This is a genomic window from Streptomyces sp. NPDC043876, assembly GCF_056435825.1.
The window spans coordinates 97421-113526 of sequence record NZ_JBWKDV010000006.1; the positions used below are offsets into that span (position 1 = coordinate 97421).

Sequence of the window (16106 nt, forward strand, 5' to 3'; positions counted from 1 at the left end):
GCCGAGCGGGAACACTGCAATTCTCGCGCGGCCCGCGAGCATGCGGCAACGAGCAATCGGCACCGCGGACCGTAATTGGCCGGTATGCCGTTCATATCCTTGCCCCGCCACGCCGACGATGACGCATCCGGTTACGGCTGGACCGCCAGTACCAGCGGGAACACCTCCTGAGCGCCGGCCCGCCGGAGCAGTCGGGCGGCGACGGCCAGGGTCCATCCGCTCTCCGCGCGATCGTCCACGAGGAGCACGGGACCGGGAGTCTCCGCGAGCGTCGCAGCGAGCTCAGGAGGCACGGTCAAGGCCTGGTGGAGTCCCCGCACGCGCTGAGCGCTGTTGGAGGAGGGCAGCCCGTACTCCGGCACCTGATCGGTGTACGCGAGCGACCCGAGCAGGGGCATGCGGCCCACCTCGGCGATCCGCGCGGCCAGCGATCCGATCAGCTGGGGCTTGCTCCGCGAGGGCAGGGCCACCACCCCCACGGGCCGCGCGGGCGCGCCCGGCGCCCCCGAGGCCCAGCCACCGGGTCCTCGCGCCCAGTCCGCCAGCACGGCCACCACGGCCTGGGCGACATCGTCCGGAATCGGTTGGTCGGCGGTCTGCGCCGCCAGCATCGGGCGCAGCCGGTTGCCCCACCCGATGTCGGACAGCCGCCCCAGGGCCCGCCCCGTCGAGGCCTGCTCCCCGGCGGGGATGCGCCCCTTGAGGTCCACCCCGACCGCCGCCAGACCGGTCGGCCACATCTTGCGCGGATCCAGCTCCACGCCGGGGCGCCCCAGCTCACCGCGCGCGGTGTCCAGCGCCGTCGAGGACACCTCCACCGTGAAGCGGGCCCCCGCGCAGTTGTCGCAGCGGCCGCACGGAGCGGCCTGCTCGTCGTCCAACTGGCGCCGCAGGAACTCCATCCGGCATTCGGTGGACGCCGCGTAGTCGCGCATCGCCTGCTGTTCGGCCGCGCGCTGGCGCGCCACCCACGCGTACCGCTCGGCGTCGTACGCCCACGGCTCACCCGTCGAGGTCCAGCCGCCCTTCACCCGATGCACCGCCCCGTCCACGTCGAGCACCTTGAGCATGGTCTCCAGCCGGGTCCGACGCAGGTCGACCAGGGGCTCCAGCGCGGGCAGCGACAACGGCCGCCCGGCCTGGGCCAGCACGTCCAGAGTGCGGCGGACCTGCTCCTCCGGCGGGAAGGCCACCGACGCGAAGTACTGCCAGATCGCCTCGTCCTCGCGGCCGGGCAGCAGTAGCACCTCGGCGTGCTCCACGCCGCGGCCGGCCCGGCCGACCTGCTGGTAGTAGGCGATCGGCGACGACGGGGAACCCAGGTGGACCACGAAGCCGAGGTCGGGCTTGTCGAATCCCATGCCCAGCGCGGAGGTCGCCACCAGGGCCTTGACCCGGTTGGCCTGGAGGTCGTTCTCCGCCTGCTCTCGGTCCGCGTTCTCGGTCTTGCCCGTGTACGAGGAGACGGTGTGCCCGCGGTGCCGCAGGTACGCCGTCACCTCCTCGGCGGCGGCCACCGTCAGCGTGTAAATGATCCCGGACCCCGGCAGATCGCCCAGGTGGTCGGCGAGCCACGCCAGCCGGTGCGCGGCGTCGGGCAGCGCGAGCACGGCCAGGCTCAGGCTCTCCCGGTCCAGCGGACCGCGCAGGACCAGCGCGTCCGTGCCCGCTCCGGTGCCCAGCTGCTCCGCGACGTCGGCCGTCACCCGCGCGTTGGCCGTCGCCGTCGTCGCGAGCACCGGCACGCCGGGCGGCAGGTCCGCGAGCATCGTGCGCAGCCGCCGGTAGTCGGGCCGGAAATCGTGCCCCCAGTCCGAGATGCAGTGCGCCTCGTCCACCACCAGGAGACCGGTGGCGGCGGAGAGCTTGGGGAGCACCTGGTCGCGGAAGTCCGGATTGTTCAACCGCTCGGGGCTCACCAGCAGGACGTCCACCTCTCCGGCGGCCACCTCGGCCTGGATCCCCTCCCACTCCTCCGGGTTGGCGGAATTGATGGTGCGGGCCCGGATCCCGGCGCGGGCCGCCGCTTCGACCTGATTGCGCATCAGCGCGAGCAGGGGGGAGACGATCACGGTGGGTCCGGCCCCGCTCGCCCGCAGCAGCGAGGTCGCGACGAAGTACACGGCGGACTTGCCCCAGCCGGTCCGCTGGACCACCAGAGCCCGGCGCTTGTGCGCGACCAGGGCTTCGATCGCCCGCCACTGGTCCTCACGCAGCCGAGCGGTGCCCGTCGGATCGCCGACGAGGCGGGCGAGAACGGAATCGGCGGAAGACCTCAGGTCAGGGTTCATGCCCCCATGCAACCCGATGCCTGTGACATCGCGCCAATGGCACCTCCGTGCCTGTGGATAAAGTTATCCACAGGGGTTTCCCGATCGGAGAGATCACGGGACCGTCGAGCCATGACGAAGAACCAGGAATCACCCGACCCGTCCGGAATCAGGCCCCGCAAGGCGTCTCCCGGAAAGCCCCCGACCAAGGCCGGCGCCCGGCGCACCAACCAGTCCGTCGTCCGGCCCGCCGTCAACCACTCCGCTCTCGCGGGCGCGCCGGCCGCTCCGGCCGGCGACCCGCAGATCACCCTGCGCAGCCCGGCCGAGCTGGCCGACGCCCTGCCCTACATGCTCGGCTTCCACCCCACCGACTCCCTCGTCATGGTCGCCGTGCACGGCGAGGGCGGCCGCTTCGGCGGCCGGCTGCGGGTCGGCATTCCCGCCGACCACGGGGAATGGGAGGACACCGCCCGCCAGGTCGCCGACTGCCTGGTGCTCGGCAGCGAACGGCGCGGGGGCAAGCCCGACGGCATCGTCGTCTTCCTCTGCCAGGATCCGCGGGGCGGGGAGAGCGGGCAGCGCGTGATGACCCGGCTGCGCCCCTTCGCCCAGCGCATCCGACTGGCCTGCGGATCGCTGGACGTGCCCGTGCTGGAGGCCCTGTGCGTCTCCGGCGGGCGGTACTGGTCCTACTGCTGCCCCGACGCCCGGTGCTGCCCGGCGGAGGGGACCGCCCTGAGCGTGCCGGGAACCTCGGTCATGGCAGCGGCCGCGACCTACGCCGGGCTCCGGGTCCGCGGTTCGCTGCAGGAGATCGAAGGCCGCATGGCACCGCTGCGCGGGCCGCTCGCCGACGAGCAGGAGCGGGCCCTGGACCGGGCCGCCACCGCCCTGGTGCCGAAGATCCTCGACGGAGCCACCCGGGAGGAGGTGGGCGCGGACACCTTGGACCTCGCCCGGACGGTGATGCGGCGGCTCACCCTCGCCCCGCCCGCCGACGGCGGGCCCTGCGCCGAGGACTGGGACGACGCGCTCCTCGGACACGACGAGGCGGCTTCCCTCATCCTCGGCCTCCAGGACCGCGAGATCAGGGACATCGCCGCGGAGTGGATGGAGGACGAGGAAGCGGCCCCGGCGCTGCGTCTGTGGCGCGCCCTCGCCCGCCGCTGTGTCGGCGCCTACGGCGAGCACGCGGCCGCCCCGCTGACCCTGGCGGGCTGGGTCTCGTGGTCCACCGGCGACGAGCCGACCGCCCGCATCGCCCTGGGACTGGCCCTGCGGGCCGATGCCGACTACCGCTTCGCCCAACTCCTGCACCACGCCTGCAACGAAGGCCTCGACCCGGAAGACCTCCGCGCCTGCTTGCGCGCGGAACGGGGCCGCCGGGAGCCGCGCCGCAAGCGCGCCGCCGCCGTCACCCGCCCGCCGGGGCGCCGCACCCGGGCCACCCGTCGCGAGCCGCGCCGCACGGCGGGGAGCGAGCAGTGAACCGGCACCGGGCTGCCCGGCACCGCGCACCGCGGCGCGGTCTGGGCGACGCGGCGGCCGTACGACGTGCGGCGCACCGCTGGTGGAGCGCGGCGGGCGCCGCCTTCGGCCGCCGCGAAGCCGCGGCCCGCGCGCAGCCGCCCCCATCGGCCGTGTCCCGGGCGGGGGTGAGGGCGTTCAGCTGTGGGGTGGCGGGGCCCTGGTCGAGCCGCCGCCCTGCGCAACCGACCGGAACGCAGACAAGGCGACGCATGGTGCACCCCGTTCCCCCCGCCCGACGGCCCGAGTTGCCGCCCGTGCACGGCGCCCTCATCTGCGTCGCCGCTCCCTGTCTCGTCATCTCGCCCGAACACGGGCAGCTGACCGGGCACGGGGTGGACGGGATCTACCGTTCCGGCCGCCGGCTGCTGTCCCGCTGCGTGCTGCGGATCGGCGGCCGCGACCCGGTCGCCGTGCAGGGCCGCAGCCTCGGCGCCGACCGGGCCGCCTTCACCGCGACCGTCCGCATCGGCGCGGAACCGGGGCCCGACCCGGACATCGGCGTGGAGCGGATCCGGCACGCCGACGGCACCGAGCGGATCACCCTGCGCAGCTACACCGCCCGCCGGGTGCGGCTGCCCGTGGAGATCTCGCTCGCCACCGACCTGGCCGAACTGGCCGCTATCACCGCCGGGCGCGGGGGGCCCGAACTGCCCGCCGCCGTCCACGCCGGGGGCCTGCGCTGGAGTACGGGCCAGGTCCAGGCGGTCACGACGGCGGACCCCGCTCCCGATGACGCGCTCGCCGCGACCGGCCTGCTGCGCTGGCAGCTGGAGCTGGCGCCCGGGGAGTCCCACACCATCGAACTGCGGACCTCCCAGGACCGGGGCGCGCGGGCCTCCGCCGGGCAGGTCGCGAACCCCCTCGCCCCCGCCAGCGCCGAGTGCGACGACCCCAGGGTCGGCCCCTGGCTCCGGACCGGCATCGACGACCTGGGAGCCCTGCTGCTCAGGGATACCGGGGATCCCTCCGACGCCTTCGCCGCGGCAGGTGTCCCGTGGCGCTGCGGGCTGGCTCCGGCCGAATCGCTGTGGGCCGCCCGGATGGCGCTTCCCCTCGGCACCGGCCTCGCCGCAGCGACCCTGCGCGTCCTGGCCCGGACCCAGGAGACCGGGCAGGGACCCGGCGCCGGGAAGATCCCGGGGCCGTTGCGGGCCGCCGGGCCGCAGCTACCGCCCGGCTGCACCGGCACGGAGGCGACGCTGGCCTTCCCCGCGGTGCTCGCCGAGGCCCGGCGCTGGGGGCTGGCGGAACCGGAGGTGGAGCGGCTGCTGCCCACGGCGGAGCGGTGCCTGGACTGGCTGCGCGGGGCACTGTCCGAGGACGGTTTCCTGGCCGACCCCGATCCCGGGCCGCGGCGCTGCGAGACACAGGCCCACGCGCACCGGGCCGCGCTGCTCGGGGCGGACCTGCTCGACGGGTGCGGGCGGCCCGGCGCCGAGGAATGGCGCGAGTGGGCCGCCGCCCTGCGGAGCCGCTTCGCGCGGGCCTTCTGGCTCGACGGTCCGGACGGGGGCCGGCCCGCGGCGGCGCTGCATCCGGACGGGAGACCGCTGCCCCGGCTGACCGGAGCGGCGGCGCACCTGCTGGACACCGGACTACTGGGCGGCGGGCGGCTCGCGCCCGGCCTGCTGGACCGGATCCGGACCGAGCAGCTGGCCCGCCTGCTGAGTGCGCCGGCGATGGACTCCGGCTGGGGGCTGCGCAGCATGGCGGTGCGGGAGCCGGGACACAACCCGTTCGGTCACCACTCGGGCGCCGTGCGGGCGTACGAAAGTGCCGTCGCGGTGGCGGGGCTGGCGGCCGCCGGCTTCGAGAAGGGGGCGGTCGGGCTGCTCCGGGGCCTCCTGGACGCGGCGGAGCGCTTCGGGTACCGGTTGCCCGAGATGTACGCCGCCGAGCAGCGCACGGCGGGCAGCGCTCCGCTACCGCACCCGGCGGCCTGTCGGCCGGCCGCCGTCGCCGCTGCCGCCGCGATCCACGTACTGGCCGCGCTGGCCGGGATCCGCCCCGACGCCCCCGCGGGCACGGTGGCGCTGGCTCCGCTGCCCGGTGCGCCGCTCGGAGAGCTGCGGCTCTCCGGACTGCGGGTGGCGGGGGAGCCCTTCGCGGTCCGCATCAGCCGGCTGGGTCTGGGCATGGTGGAGGAGGCCTCCGATGCACTGCAACTGGGCGTCTGACGCCCTTCGGATGCGGCGCACGGCCCGCGCCGCACCCCCGAGGGCGGGCCACGAGGAGTCCGGCCTGTCGGCAGTGGTCTTCCGGATCACCAAAGCGCTGTTTATCGTCAGGCAGACGACTATGATCGCCGCATGTCGCCCTACGACCCGTCGGCCTTTCCGCCCTTCGCCGTCACCGTCGACCTGGTCGTGCTCACCGTGCGGCGCCACGCGCTCTGCGCGCTGGTCGTGCGACGGGGTGAGCAGCCGTTCCAGGGACGATGGGCGCTGCCCGGCGGCTTCGTCCGCGGCGACGAGGACCTGGCGGCCGCGGCCGCGAGGGAGCTCTCGGAGGAGACCGGACTGTGCGCCCACGAGTCGGCCGCAGGCGGCGACGCCGGGCACGGCGCGCATCTGGAACAGCTCGCCACCTACGGTGACCCGCGGCGGGATCCGCGGATGCGGGTGGTCAGCGTGGCGCACCTGGTGCTGGCCCCCGACCTGCCCGCGCCCCGGGCCGGAGGGGACGCCAACAGCGCGCGCTGGGCCCCCGTCGACGAAGTGCTCGCCACCGCCGAGGAGGCGTCCACGGGACTCGCCTTCGACCACGCGCGGATCCTGGGGGACGGGGTGGAGCGGGCCCGGTCGAAGATCGAATACTCCTCGCTGGCCACGGCCTTCTGCCCGCCCGAGTTCACCGTGGGTGAGCTGCGCCGGGTGTACGAGGCGGTGTGGGGCGTGGCTCTGGACCCGCGCAACTTCCACCGCAAGGTCACCGGCACGCCGGGGTTCCTGGTCCCGGCCGGAGGAACGACGACCCGTCAGGGCGGTCGGCCCGCCCAGCTGTTCAGGGCCGGGGGAGCCACCCTGCTCAACCCGCCGATGCTGCGGCCGGAAGTCTGACACCCGGAAGTCTGATACTCGGACGTCTGATTCCCCGGAGCCCGACACCCGGGAGTCCGCCGTCCGGGAGACCGCCCCCGGGCAGTGCCTCCCTGGGGAGACCGCCCTCCCGGCTTCTGGTGGGCGAAAGTCAGACGATCCGACACCGCCGCGGTGCGGTTCCGGGGCAAAAAGGACATATCGCGTTATCTTTCCCGTGGTACTCACACTGCCGCACAGTGGTCTCACACCCCGCGAGAGAAGCGATGCTCCAGGCCATCGGACTCACCAGTGCACCCCGCCGAGACCTTCCGCCCAGGGTGGACGACCTCACCTTCGAGGCCCGCCCCGGTCAGGTCACCGCCCTGTTGGGCGCGCCCGGTTCGGGCAAGACCACCGCGCTCCGGCTCATGCTCGAACTCGAACCGGGCCGGGGCGTCACGTACTTCCGCGGGCGCCCCCTGCACCGGATTCCGCACCCGGGGCGCGAGGTCGGCGTCCTGCTCGGCGATGTGCCCGGGCACCCCGCCCGCACGGTCCGCGGGCAGTTGCGGATGCTCTGCGCCGCCGCCGGGGTCCCGGCCTCCCGGGCGGACGCCATGCTCGAAGTCGTCGGCATCGCGGGCCTGCGCGACCAGCGGCTCGGGTCGCTCTCGCTCGGCATGGACCGCCGGGTCGGGATCGCCGCCGCCCTGCTGGCCGATCCGTGCACCCTGCTCCTCGACGAGCCCGCCGCCGGGCTCTCCCCCCGGGAGCGGAACTGGCTGCACGGGCTGCTGCGCGGGCACGCTTCCCTCGGTGGAGCGGTGCTGTTCACCACCGACGACGCGAAGGAAGCCGCCCGCAGCGCCGACCGCGTGGTCAGCATCGAGGCGGGGCGCCTCGTGGCCGACCAGGACGCCGCCGACTTCGCCCGGACCAGGCTGCGCCCCCGAGTGGCCGTAAGGACCCCGCACGCCGCCCGGCTCGCCGACGTACTGGGCCGCGAGGCGCGGGCCGCCCAGCGGGCCGTCGAGGTCGTCGAGGAGAGCGGCAGCCGCCTCTCCGTCTACGGCAGTACCTGCGCCGAAGTCGGCGAGGCCGCCTTCCGGCACGGCGTGCTCGTCCACCAGCTCGCCGACGAGACCGGCGACAGCGGGACACCGGTACCTCAGGCCCGTACCGCGACCGCCCCGGGCGCGACCGCCTCGGGCGCTACCGTCACGGCCGCGGCCGGTGGACAGGAGGCCGCGGTCCCCGGTGCCCGCGTCCCGGCCCGCACCGGGGGCGTCGAAGGGCGCGGGGGCCGGGCGGGCTCCCCGCGGCCCGCGTCACCCGTTCGGCGCGTGGGCGGGCCCCTGCGGCCGCTGCGCTACGAGCTGCGCCGCGCCTTCGGCACCGCCACCCCGCTGCTGACGGCCGCCGTGGTGGTGGCCATCTCCGTGGTCACCGCCCTGCTACTCGCCCGGCTCGGGCACACACCGCAGAACCGCCTGCTCGCCGCGTGGCCCGAGCCGTTCCCGCTGCCGCCCGCCGCCCTCGGAGCCGGACTGCTCGGCGCCCTGGCCTTCGGCGAGGAGTACCGGTATCCCGCGCTCGCCGCCGACCGCGGCACCGTGCCGCGCCGACTGGGCCTGCTCATCGCCAAGCTCGGGGTCTGCGGGGCTCTCGCGCTGCTGCTCGGCGCCCTCGCGGTCACGGCCGACGCGGCCGCCCTCGCGCTGGTCTTCGACCGGGGGCCGCTGCGGCCCCCGGCGCAGTGGATCGCCCCCGCCGCCGCGTGGGCCGGCCTGCTCGTCGGCTGTGCGTGGTCCGGGGTGCTGGCCGCCGGGGTGTTCCGCTCCGCCCTGGCGGGCCTGGGCGCGGTGGTCTCCGTACCGCTGCTCGTCGTACCGCTCCTGCGCAAGGCCCTCGACGGTCCGTCCGCCTACCCCGCGTCCGGGCTGGCGGCCCGACTGCGCGGCCTGTCCTGGGCGCAGTGGCCCCCCGAGGCCGACCGGCTCGTGCTCGGGGCCCTGCGCGTGATGGCCCAGCCCGTGGGCGCGGCCCTGACGCTGTCCCTGCTGGTCCTGTTGTGCGCCTACGGGTTCACCGGCCTGCGCGGCCGCGTCCGTTGGTGACCGGTGCGGGGCGCAACCGGGACGCCGGGCGACCGTTGGAGCCCGGTTCACTCGGACAGGATCGCAAGTCCCTGTAAAAAGCCCGGTTCTTTACGATAAGTCGTCAATTGCGTAGGGGGCACCGATCACCCTTTCGTGTGCTTTTCACCAAAGACCTCAAGGGTCGCCGGAGCACGGCCGACAAAGGATTCGTGAGTACCCTTGCGCACACCATGATGACCGCCGCCCGCCACGCCGACACCGGCCTCGCCGGCCCGGGCGAGCTCGACCGCTACCCCTACGCGGAGGCCTCCGGCACCGATCGCGTCGGTGCACCCCACTGGGACGGAGCCGACGTCGAGTTGAGCCGGGTGGGCCGCCGCACGGCGGGCAGCCGTGGCCGCGGGCTGCACGGCCAACTCGTCCAGCAGCTCGGCCAGATGATCGTCTCCGGCGACCTCGGAGCGGACCGTCCGCTGGTCCCCGAGGAGATCGGGCAGCGTTTCGAGGTCTCCCGCACGGTCGTCCGCGAATCGCTGCGGGTCCTGGAGGCCAAGGGCCTCGTCAGCGCCCGCCCCAACGTCGGCACCCGGGTCCGCCCGGTCGCGGACTGGAACCTGCTCGACCCCGACATCATCGAGTGGCGCGCCTACGGACCCCAGCGCGACGACCAGCGGCGCGAGCTGAACGAGATGCGCTGGACGATCGAGCCCCTCGCCGCCCGCCTCGCCGCCGGCCACGGCCGCCCCGACGTCCAGCAGCGGCTCGCCGACATGGTGGAGATCATGGGCCACGCCCTCGGCCAGGGCGACGGGATCACCTTCGCCCGCGCGGACAACGAGTTCCACTCCCTGCTCATCCAGGTCGCCGGCAACCGGATGCTGGAGCACCTCTCGGGCATCGTCTCCTGCGCCCTCCAGGTGTCCGGCAGCCCGATCACCGCCTGCGAGCGCCCGAGCGAGAGCGGCGTCGCGCACCACGCGCGGATGGTCGAGGCGATCGCCGCGGGCGACGCCACCGGCGCGGAGACCGCTATGCGCCAGCTCCTGACGGTCCATCCGGAGGTCGAGCGCGTGGTTCCCGCACCGCGCGAGCACTGACGCACCGGGCCGCGGACCGGCGCGAGGAGCGCGAGGATGGGATGGACGCATGTCGCCGGGCCCGGTCGGGTCCGGCGACACCGGCGTCCGGGCGACGTGAACTCGGGGACCCGTGCCCGAATGACCGGCATGGGAGCACGCGGGATGTGACTCGGGCCACGAAGATTGGGCGTAACGCTCTGCGAGGTCACGCGATGACCTAAGAGGTGATGGCCGACGGAAGGAACACAGCAGCCGTTCCCGGTGCTGTGCAGCTCCCCGGCCGTTCCCCGCGCCGCCGGCCCATCCCCAGTCGGTGGTCGTCGGCTCCGGTTCAGGACCAGGCCGGGGTCGGAAGCCGTTTCCATCGTTCCGAGAGGTTGTTCGTGTCGGCCAGCACATCCCGTACGCTCCCGCCGGAGATCGCCGAGTCGGATTCCGTGATGGCTCTCATCGAGCGGGGCAAGGCCGAGGGGCAGATCGCCGGCGATGACGTGCGTCGGGCCTTCGAGGCTGACCAGATTCCGCCGACCCAGTGGAAGAATGTTCTGCGCAGCCTCAACCAGATCCTCGAGGAAGAGGGTGTGACGCTGATGGTCAGTGCCGCGGAGTCGCCCAAGCGCCCTCGGAAGAGCGTGGCGGCGAAGAGCCCCGCCAAGCGGACGGCCACGAAGACGGTCACGGGGAAGACTGCGGCCGCTCCCGTCGCTCCCACGGCCCCCGGGGCCGAGGCGGCGGACCCGGAGCAGGCGGACGCGCTCGCGGCGCTCGCGGAGGGAAGCGGCTCGCAGGACGTGACGGCGGCGGGGACCGAAGCCGAGCCTCCCGCGCCCGCCAAGAAGGCGGCGGCGAAGAAGACCGCGGCCAAGAAGACGGCGGCCAAGAAGACCACCGCCAAGAAGACCGCGGCGAAGAAGACGGCGGCCAAGAAGGACGGCGACGACGCGGCCGACGACGAGTCCGCCGAGGGCACCCCCGGCGCCGCCAAGGCCGAGGACGGCGAAGAGGAGGAGGGCGGCGAGGCCAAGGGCTTCGTGCTCTCCGACGACGAGGACGACGCCCCCGCCCAGCAGGTCGCGGTCGCGGGAGCCACCGCCGACCCGGTCAAGGACTACCTCAAGCAGATCGGCAAGGTCCCCCTCCTCAACGCGGAGCAGGAGGTGGAGCTGGCCAAGCGGATCGAGGCGGGCCTCTTCGCCGAGGACAAGCTGGCGAACTCCGACAAGCTCGCCCCCAAGCTCAAGCGCGAGCTGGAGATCATCGCCGAGGACGGCCGCCGGGCCAAGAACCACCTGCTGGAGGCCAACCTCCGCCTCGTGGTCTCGCTCGCCAAGCGCTACACCGGCCGCGGCATGCTCTTCCTGGACCTGATCCAGGAGGGGAACCTGGGCCTGATCCGAGCCGTTGAGAAGTTCGACTACACCAAGGGCTACAAGTTCTCCACCTACGCCACGTGGTGGATCCGCCAGGCGATCACCCGCGCCATGGCCGACCAGGCCCGCACCATCCGCATCCCGGTGCACATGGTCGAAGTGATCAACAAGCTGGCCCGCGTCCAGCGTCAGATGCTCCAGGACCTGGGCCGCGAGCCCACCCCGGAGGAGCTGGCCAAGGAACTCGACATGACCCCCGAGAAGGTCATCGAGGTCCAGAAGTACGGCCGCGAGCCGATCTCGCTGCACACGCCGCTCGGCGAGGACGGCGACAGCGAGTTCGGTGACCTCATCGAGGACTCCGAGGCAGTCGTCCCGGCCGACGCGGTCTCCTTCACGCTCCTCCAGGAGCAGCTGCACTCGGTCCTCGACACCCTCAGCGAGCGCGAGGCGGGGGTGGTCTCGATGCGCTTCGGCCTCACCGACGGCCAGCCGAAGACCCTCGACGAGATCGGCAAGGTGTACGGCGTCACGCGCGAGCGGATCCGCCAGATCGAGTCGAAGACGATGTCGAAGCTCCGGCACCCGTCGCGCTCGCAGGTGCTCCGCGACTACCTCGACTAGCAGCCCCGTCGGGGGCGGTGTCGGAGGCCGTGCGCGGGTGCGCGCGGCCTCCGGGCATTCCACTCTGGGTGGAGTCGTGTACACACAGAGTCAGGAGGCCCTATGCGTCGTCCCTTTGCCCGTGCTCTGGCAGGTGTGCTGACCCTGGTGGCGGGGGCGGGTGTGGCCCCGCTGGTCCAGGCACCGCGCGCCCTCGCGGACGGGGTGGTGATCGGCGGGCAGCCCGTGAAGGTGGCCGACAGTCCCTGGGTGGTGGCACTGGCCAGCCGTGACCGGTTCGGGCGTACCCGGGCCGGGCAGTTCTGCGGGGGCGTGATCGTCGGGCCGACGAAGGTGGTCACGGCGGCGCACTGCCTGGGCGACAACGTCCTGGGCGGGCCGGTGGCCTCGGTGCCCGATCTCGTGGTGATCGCCGGCCGGACCGAGCTGACGGGCACCGAAGGCCGTGAGATCAAGGTGCGGGCGGCGCGGGTGAACCCCGCCTACGACCCGGTGACCAATGCCGGGGACATCGCCGTACTGGAACTGGGCGAGGCCGTCCCCGCCGCGTACGTGCTCGCGATGGCCGCCGCCGGGCATCCCGGCTACGCCCCCGGTGCGGACGCGACCGTATACGGCTGGGGGGACACCAGCGGCTTCGGTGACTACGCGTACGCCCTGCATGCCGCCCCGGTCACGGTGCTGGCGGACGCGGAGTGCCGCCGCGCCTACCCGGGGGACGCCGACGGGCAGTACCAGGAGGCGTCCATGGTCTGCGCCGGGGTCCGGGAAGGTGGCAGGGATGCCTGTCAGGGGGACTCCGGGGGGCCTCTGGTGGCCCAGGGGAGGCTCATCGGGCTGGTGTCCTGGGGGAGGGGCTGCGGGCGCGCTGACAGCCCCGGTGTGTACACGAGGATCGCCCCGCTGATCGGTTTCGTCGGCGGGACGGGTCGGCGGGGCTGAGCGGGCCGGCCGCCCGGAGCCGCCGACGGGCGCCACGGGAGGCGCGGGTCGCCCCGTACCCGGACATGAGAACGGGCGGTCCCCCTGGGTCTCAGGGGTGCCGCCCGCTGACCGGCCTGGGCCGGTCCTGGCTCGTCGGGATGCGAGGTCAGGCCCTGTGTCAGCGGTCCTCGGGGTCGGCCACAGCGGCCGGAGCGGTCGTGAGCCGCTCAGTCTCATCCTGTATTTCCGCGGCGATCTTCTTGAGTTCCGGCTCGAACTTGCGACCGTGGTGGGCGCAGAAGAGCAGTTCACCGCCGCTCAGCAGGACGACGCGCAGGTATGCCTGGGCGCCGCAACGGTCGCATCGATCAGCGGCCGTCAGCGGGGTCGCGGGTGTCAGAACAGTAGTCACGTCGCCTCTTCTCTAGCTCGACGAGCTGTCGTACCAGGGTCAACATCCAACCAGGCCGAAAACGTTCCCGCTCGCGGCTTTTCCTCGAAACTTCCTTCCGAAGCTGGCCGGCTGTTGCCGGTTGGCGGCGAAGGAGCCGTATTGCTTTGCTTTACGGTTTCGCGTTGTCTGTCGTTGCTTCTTGCAGGTTCGGCCCTCTCCGGCGAAGCGCCGGTTGTTCATGAGGACGTGCCCGAACACTAAATGGTTCATGCCTGGAAGGGAACGTGATGTTTGCTTCACTCCCGCGAGCGATCGAACATCCGTGCGGGCCTGCACTAGGCTGAAGGATCACGAGGGTGGCGTTACATCGGCTCTACCAGGCCTCGGTACCCTCTGACCGGCACCCGAGCCACCCCTGCGCCCGACCGGGCCAGAAAAGAAATTCAGCGAGGAGCGAACTGCGTGACCGCCGACACGTCCGTGCCTTCCAGCGCGCTGCTGTCCGGAGCAGACCGGGACGGTTCCAACTACACCGCGCGGCACCTGCTCGTCCTCGAGGGCCTCGAGGCCGTCCGCAAGCGCCCCGGCATGTATATCGGGTCCACGGACAGCCGTGGCCTCATGCACTGCCTCTGGGAGATCATCGACAATTCCGTCGATGAGGCCCTCGGGGGCTACTGCGACCACATCGAGGTGATCCTCCACGAGGACGCCTCCGTCGAGGTGCGCGACAACGGCCGGGGCATCCCGGTCGACGTCGAGCCGAAGACGGGGCTGTCCGGCGTCGAGGTCGTGATGACCAAGCTGCACGCCGGCGGAAAGTTCGGCGGTGGCTCGTACGCGGCCTCCGGCGGCCTGCACGGCGTCGGCGCCTCCGTCGTGAACGCGCTCTCCGCCCGCCTCGACGTCGAGGTCGACCGCAACGGCTCCACGCACGCGATCAGCTTCCGGCGCGGCGTTCCGGGGATGTTCACCGAGCCGGGCCCCGACAGCCCCTTCGATCCGGCCAACGGCCTGCGCAAGGTCAAGCGCGTCACCAAGGGCCGCACCGGCACCCGGGTGCGCTACTGGGCCGACCGCCAGATCTTCCTCAAGGACGCCCGGCTGACCCTGGACACGCTCTACCAGCGTGCCCGGCAGACCGCCTTCCTCGTGCCCGGCCTGACCATCGTCGTCCGCGACGAGCGGGCCCTGGAGGGCGCGGGCAAGACGGAGGAGACCTTCCGCTTCGACGGGGGCATCAGCGAGTTCTGCGAGTACCTCGCCCAGGACAAGGCCGTCTGCGACGTGCTGCGGCTGACCGGCTCGGGGACCTTCAAGGAGACCGTCCCGGTCCTGGACGAGCGCGGACACATGACCCCCACCGAGGTCACCCGCGAGCTGGGCGTCGACATCGCCCTGCGCTGGGGCACCGGGTACGAGAGCACGGTCCGGTCCTACGTCAACATCATCGCCACCCCCAAGGGCGGCACCCACATCTCGGGCTTCGAGCGCTCCGTCACCAAGACGGTGAACGAGGTGCTCCGCTCGGCGAAGCTGCTGCGCGTGGCCGAGGACGACGTGGTCAAGGACGACGCGATGGAGGGCATGACCGCGGTCGTGACCGTCCGGCTCGCCGAACCCCAGTTCGAAGGCCAGACCAAGGAGGTCCTCGGGACCTCGGCCGCCACCCGGATCGTCGCCGCGGTGGTCGCCAAGGAACTCAAGGCGTTCCTGACCTCCACGAAGCGCGACGACAAGCAGCAGGCGCGCTCCGTGATGGAGAAGATCGTCGCGGCGGCGCGGACCCGCATCGCGGCCCGCCAGCACAAGGAGGCGCAGCGCCGCAAGACCGCGCTGGAGTCCTCCTCGCTGCCCGCGAAGCTGGCCGACTGCCGCAGTGACGACGTGGACCGCAGCGAGCTGTTCATCGTCGAGGGCGACTCCGCCCTCGGCACCGCCAAGCTCGCGCGCAACTCCGAGTTCCAGGCCCTCCTGCCGATCCGCGGCAAGATCCTCAACGTCCAGAAGTCGTCGGTCTCGGACATGCTCAAGAACGCCGAGTGCGGCGCGATCATCCAGGTCATAGGAGCCGGGTCGGGCCGCACCTTCGACATCGACGCCGCCCGGTACGGGAAGATCGTCCTGCTCGTCGACGCCGATGTGGACGGCGCCCACATCCGCTGCCTGCTGCTGACCCTCTTCCAGCGCTACATGCGCCCGATGGTCGAGGCGGGCCGGGTGTTCGCGGCCGTACCGCCGCTGCACCGGATCGAGCTGGTCCAGCCCAAGAAGGGCCAGGACAAGTACGTCTACACCTACTCCGACAACGAGCTGCGCCAGACGCTGCTGGAGTACCAGCGCAAGAACATCCGCTACAAGGACACCATCCAGCGCTACAAGGGTCTGGGCGAGATGGACGCCGACCAGCTGGCGGAGACCACCATGGACCCCCGCTTCCGCACCCTGCGCCGGATCAACATCGGTGACCTGGACGGGGCCGAGCAGGTCTTCGACCTGCTCATGGGCAATGAGGTCGCCCCCCGCAAGGAGTTCATCACCAGCTCGGCGGCGACCCTGGACCGCTCGCGGATCGACGCCTGACCCGCGGGCGCACCCGCGCCCGCTCCCCGGGGGCCGTCCACGCCGGCTCCCGGGGGCTGCCCGCGCCCGGTCTCCGGAGCCCCTCCCGCGACCCGTCCGCGGGTGGGCCCCGCACGGATCGACCCGCGTTTCCGCGCGCCACGCCCGGCCATCACCTAATGGAGTGAAGAGGGCCCTGAGATTGGTTTCGGGCCCTTCCCTCCCGCCATC

10 protein-coding genes are annotated in these 16106 nt (G+C 73.0%); 8 read left to right on the plus strand and 2 right to left on the minus strand.

Annotated features, from left to right (window positions below):
- Positions 1-131: 131 nt before the first annotated feature.
- Positions 132-2291, minus strand: a complete 2160-nt coding sequence (locus tag AC0693_RS20110; RefSeq protein WP_478802444.1) for a RecQ family ATP-dependent DNA helicase — start codon at positions 2289-2291, stop codon at positions 132-134.
- Between the two features lie 111 nt (positions 2292-2402).
- Here AC0693_RS20110 and AC0693_RS20115 point away from each other — a divergent pair, with 111 nt between their 5' ends.
- The 7 genes from AC0693_RS20115 (at position 2403) to AC0693_RS20145 (ending at position 12937) form a co-directional block, all read left to right on the plus strand.
- Complete coding sequence (locus AC0693_RS20115) at positions 2403-3761, plus strand: DUF4192 domain-containing protein (protein WP_478802445.1); 1359 nt, start codon at positions 2403-2405, stop codon at positions 3759-3761.
- Positions 3762-4012: 251 nt separating this feature from the next.
- A complete protein-coding gene (locus AC0693_RS20120) occupies positions 4013-5980 on the plus strand; it encodes a glycogen debranching N-terminal domain-containing protein (protein WP_478802446.1) in 1968 nt (655 codons plus the stop codon).
- A 132-nt stretch (positions 5981-6112) separates the two neighbouring features.
- Positions 6113-6862 carry an NUDIX hydrolase gene (locus tag AC0693_RS20125; RefSeq protein WP_356406139.1) on the plus strand — a complete coding sequence of 250 codons (750 nt, stop codon included), beginning with the start codon at positions 6113-6115 and terminating at the stop codon, positions 6860-6862.
- Between the two features lie 245 nt (positions 6863-7107).
- A complete protein-coding gene (locus AC0693_RS20130) occupies positions 7108-8940 on the plus strand; it encodes an ATP-binding cassette domain-containing protein (protein ID WP_478802447.1) in 1833 nt (610 codons plus the stop codon).
- Positions 8941-9077: 137 nt separating this feature from the next.
- Positions 9078-10019, plus strand: a complete 942-nt coding sequence (locus AC0693_RS20135; RefSeq protein WP_469319006.1) for a FadR/GntR family transcriptional regulator — start codon at positions 9078-9080, stop codon at positions 10017-10019.
- A gap of 365 nt (positions 10020-10384) precedes the next feature.
- Positions 10385-11995, plus strand: a complete 1611-nt coding sequence (locus AC0693_RS20140) for an RNA polymerase sigma factor (RefSeq protein WP_478802448.1) — start codon at positions 10385-10387, stop codon at positions 11993-11995.
- 102 nt (positions 11996-12097) lie between these two features.
- Entirely contained in the window at positions 12098-12937 is an 840-nt protein-coding gene (locus tag AC0693_RS20145) for a S1 family peptidase (protein WP_478742503.1), read from the plus strand.
- A gap of 160 nt (positions 12938-13097) precedes the next feature.
- On the opposite strand, the gene AC0693_RS20150 is transcribed toward AC0693_RS20145, so the two are convergent.
- A complete protein-coding gene (locus AC0693_RS20150; protein ID WP_330333066.1) occupies positions 13098-13331 on the minus strand; it encodes a DUF7455 domain-containing protein in 234 nt (77 codons plus the stop codon).
- 444 nt (positions 13332-13775) lie between these two features.
- Between AC0693_RS20150 and AC0693_RS20155 the strand changes: the two genes are divergently transcribed.
- A complete protein-coding gene (locus tag AC0693_RS20155) occupies positions 13776-15896 on the plus strand; it encodes a DNA gyrase/topoisomerase IV subunit B (RefSeq protein WP_356406151.1) in 2121 nt (706 codons plus the stop codon).
- Positions 15897-16106: the final 210 nt, after the last annotated feature.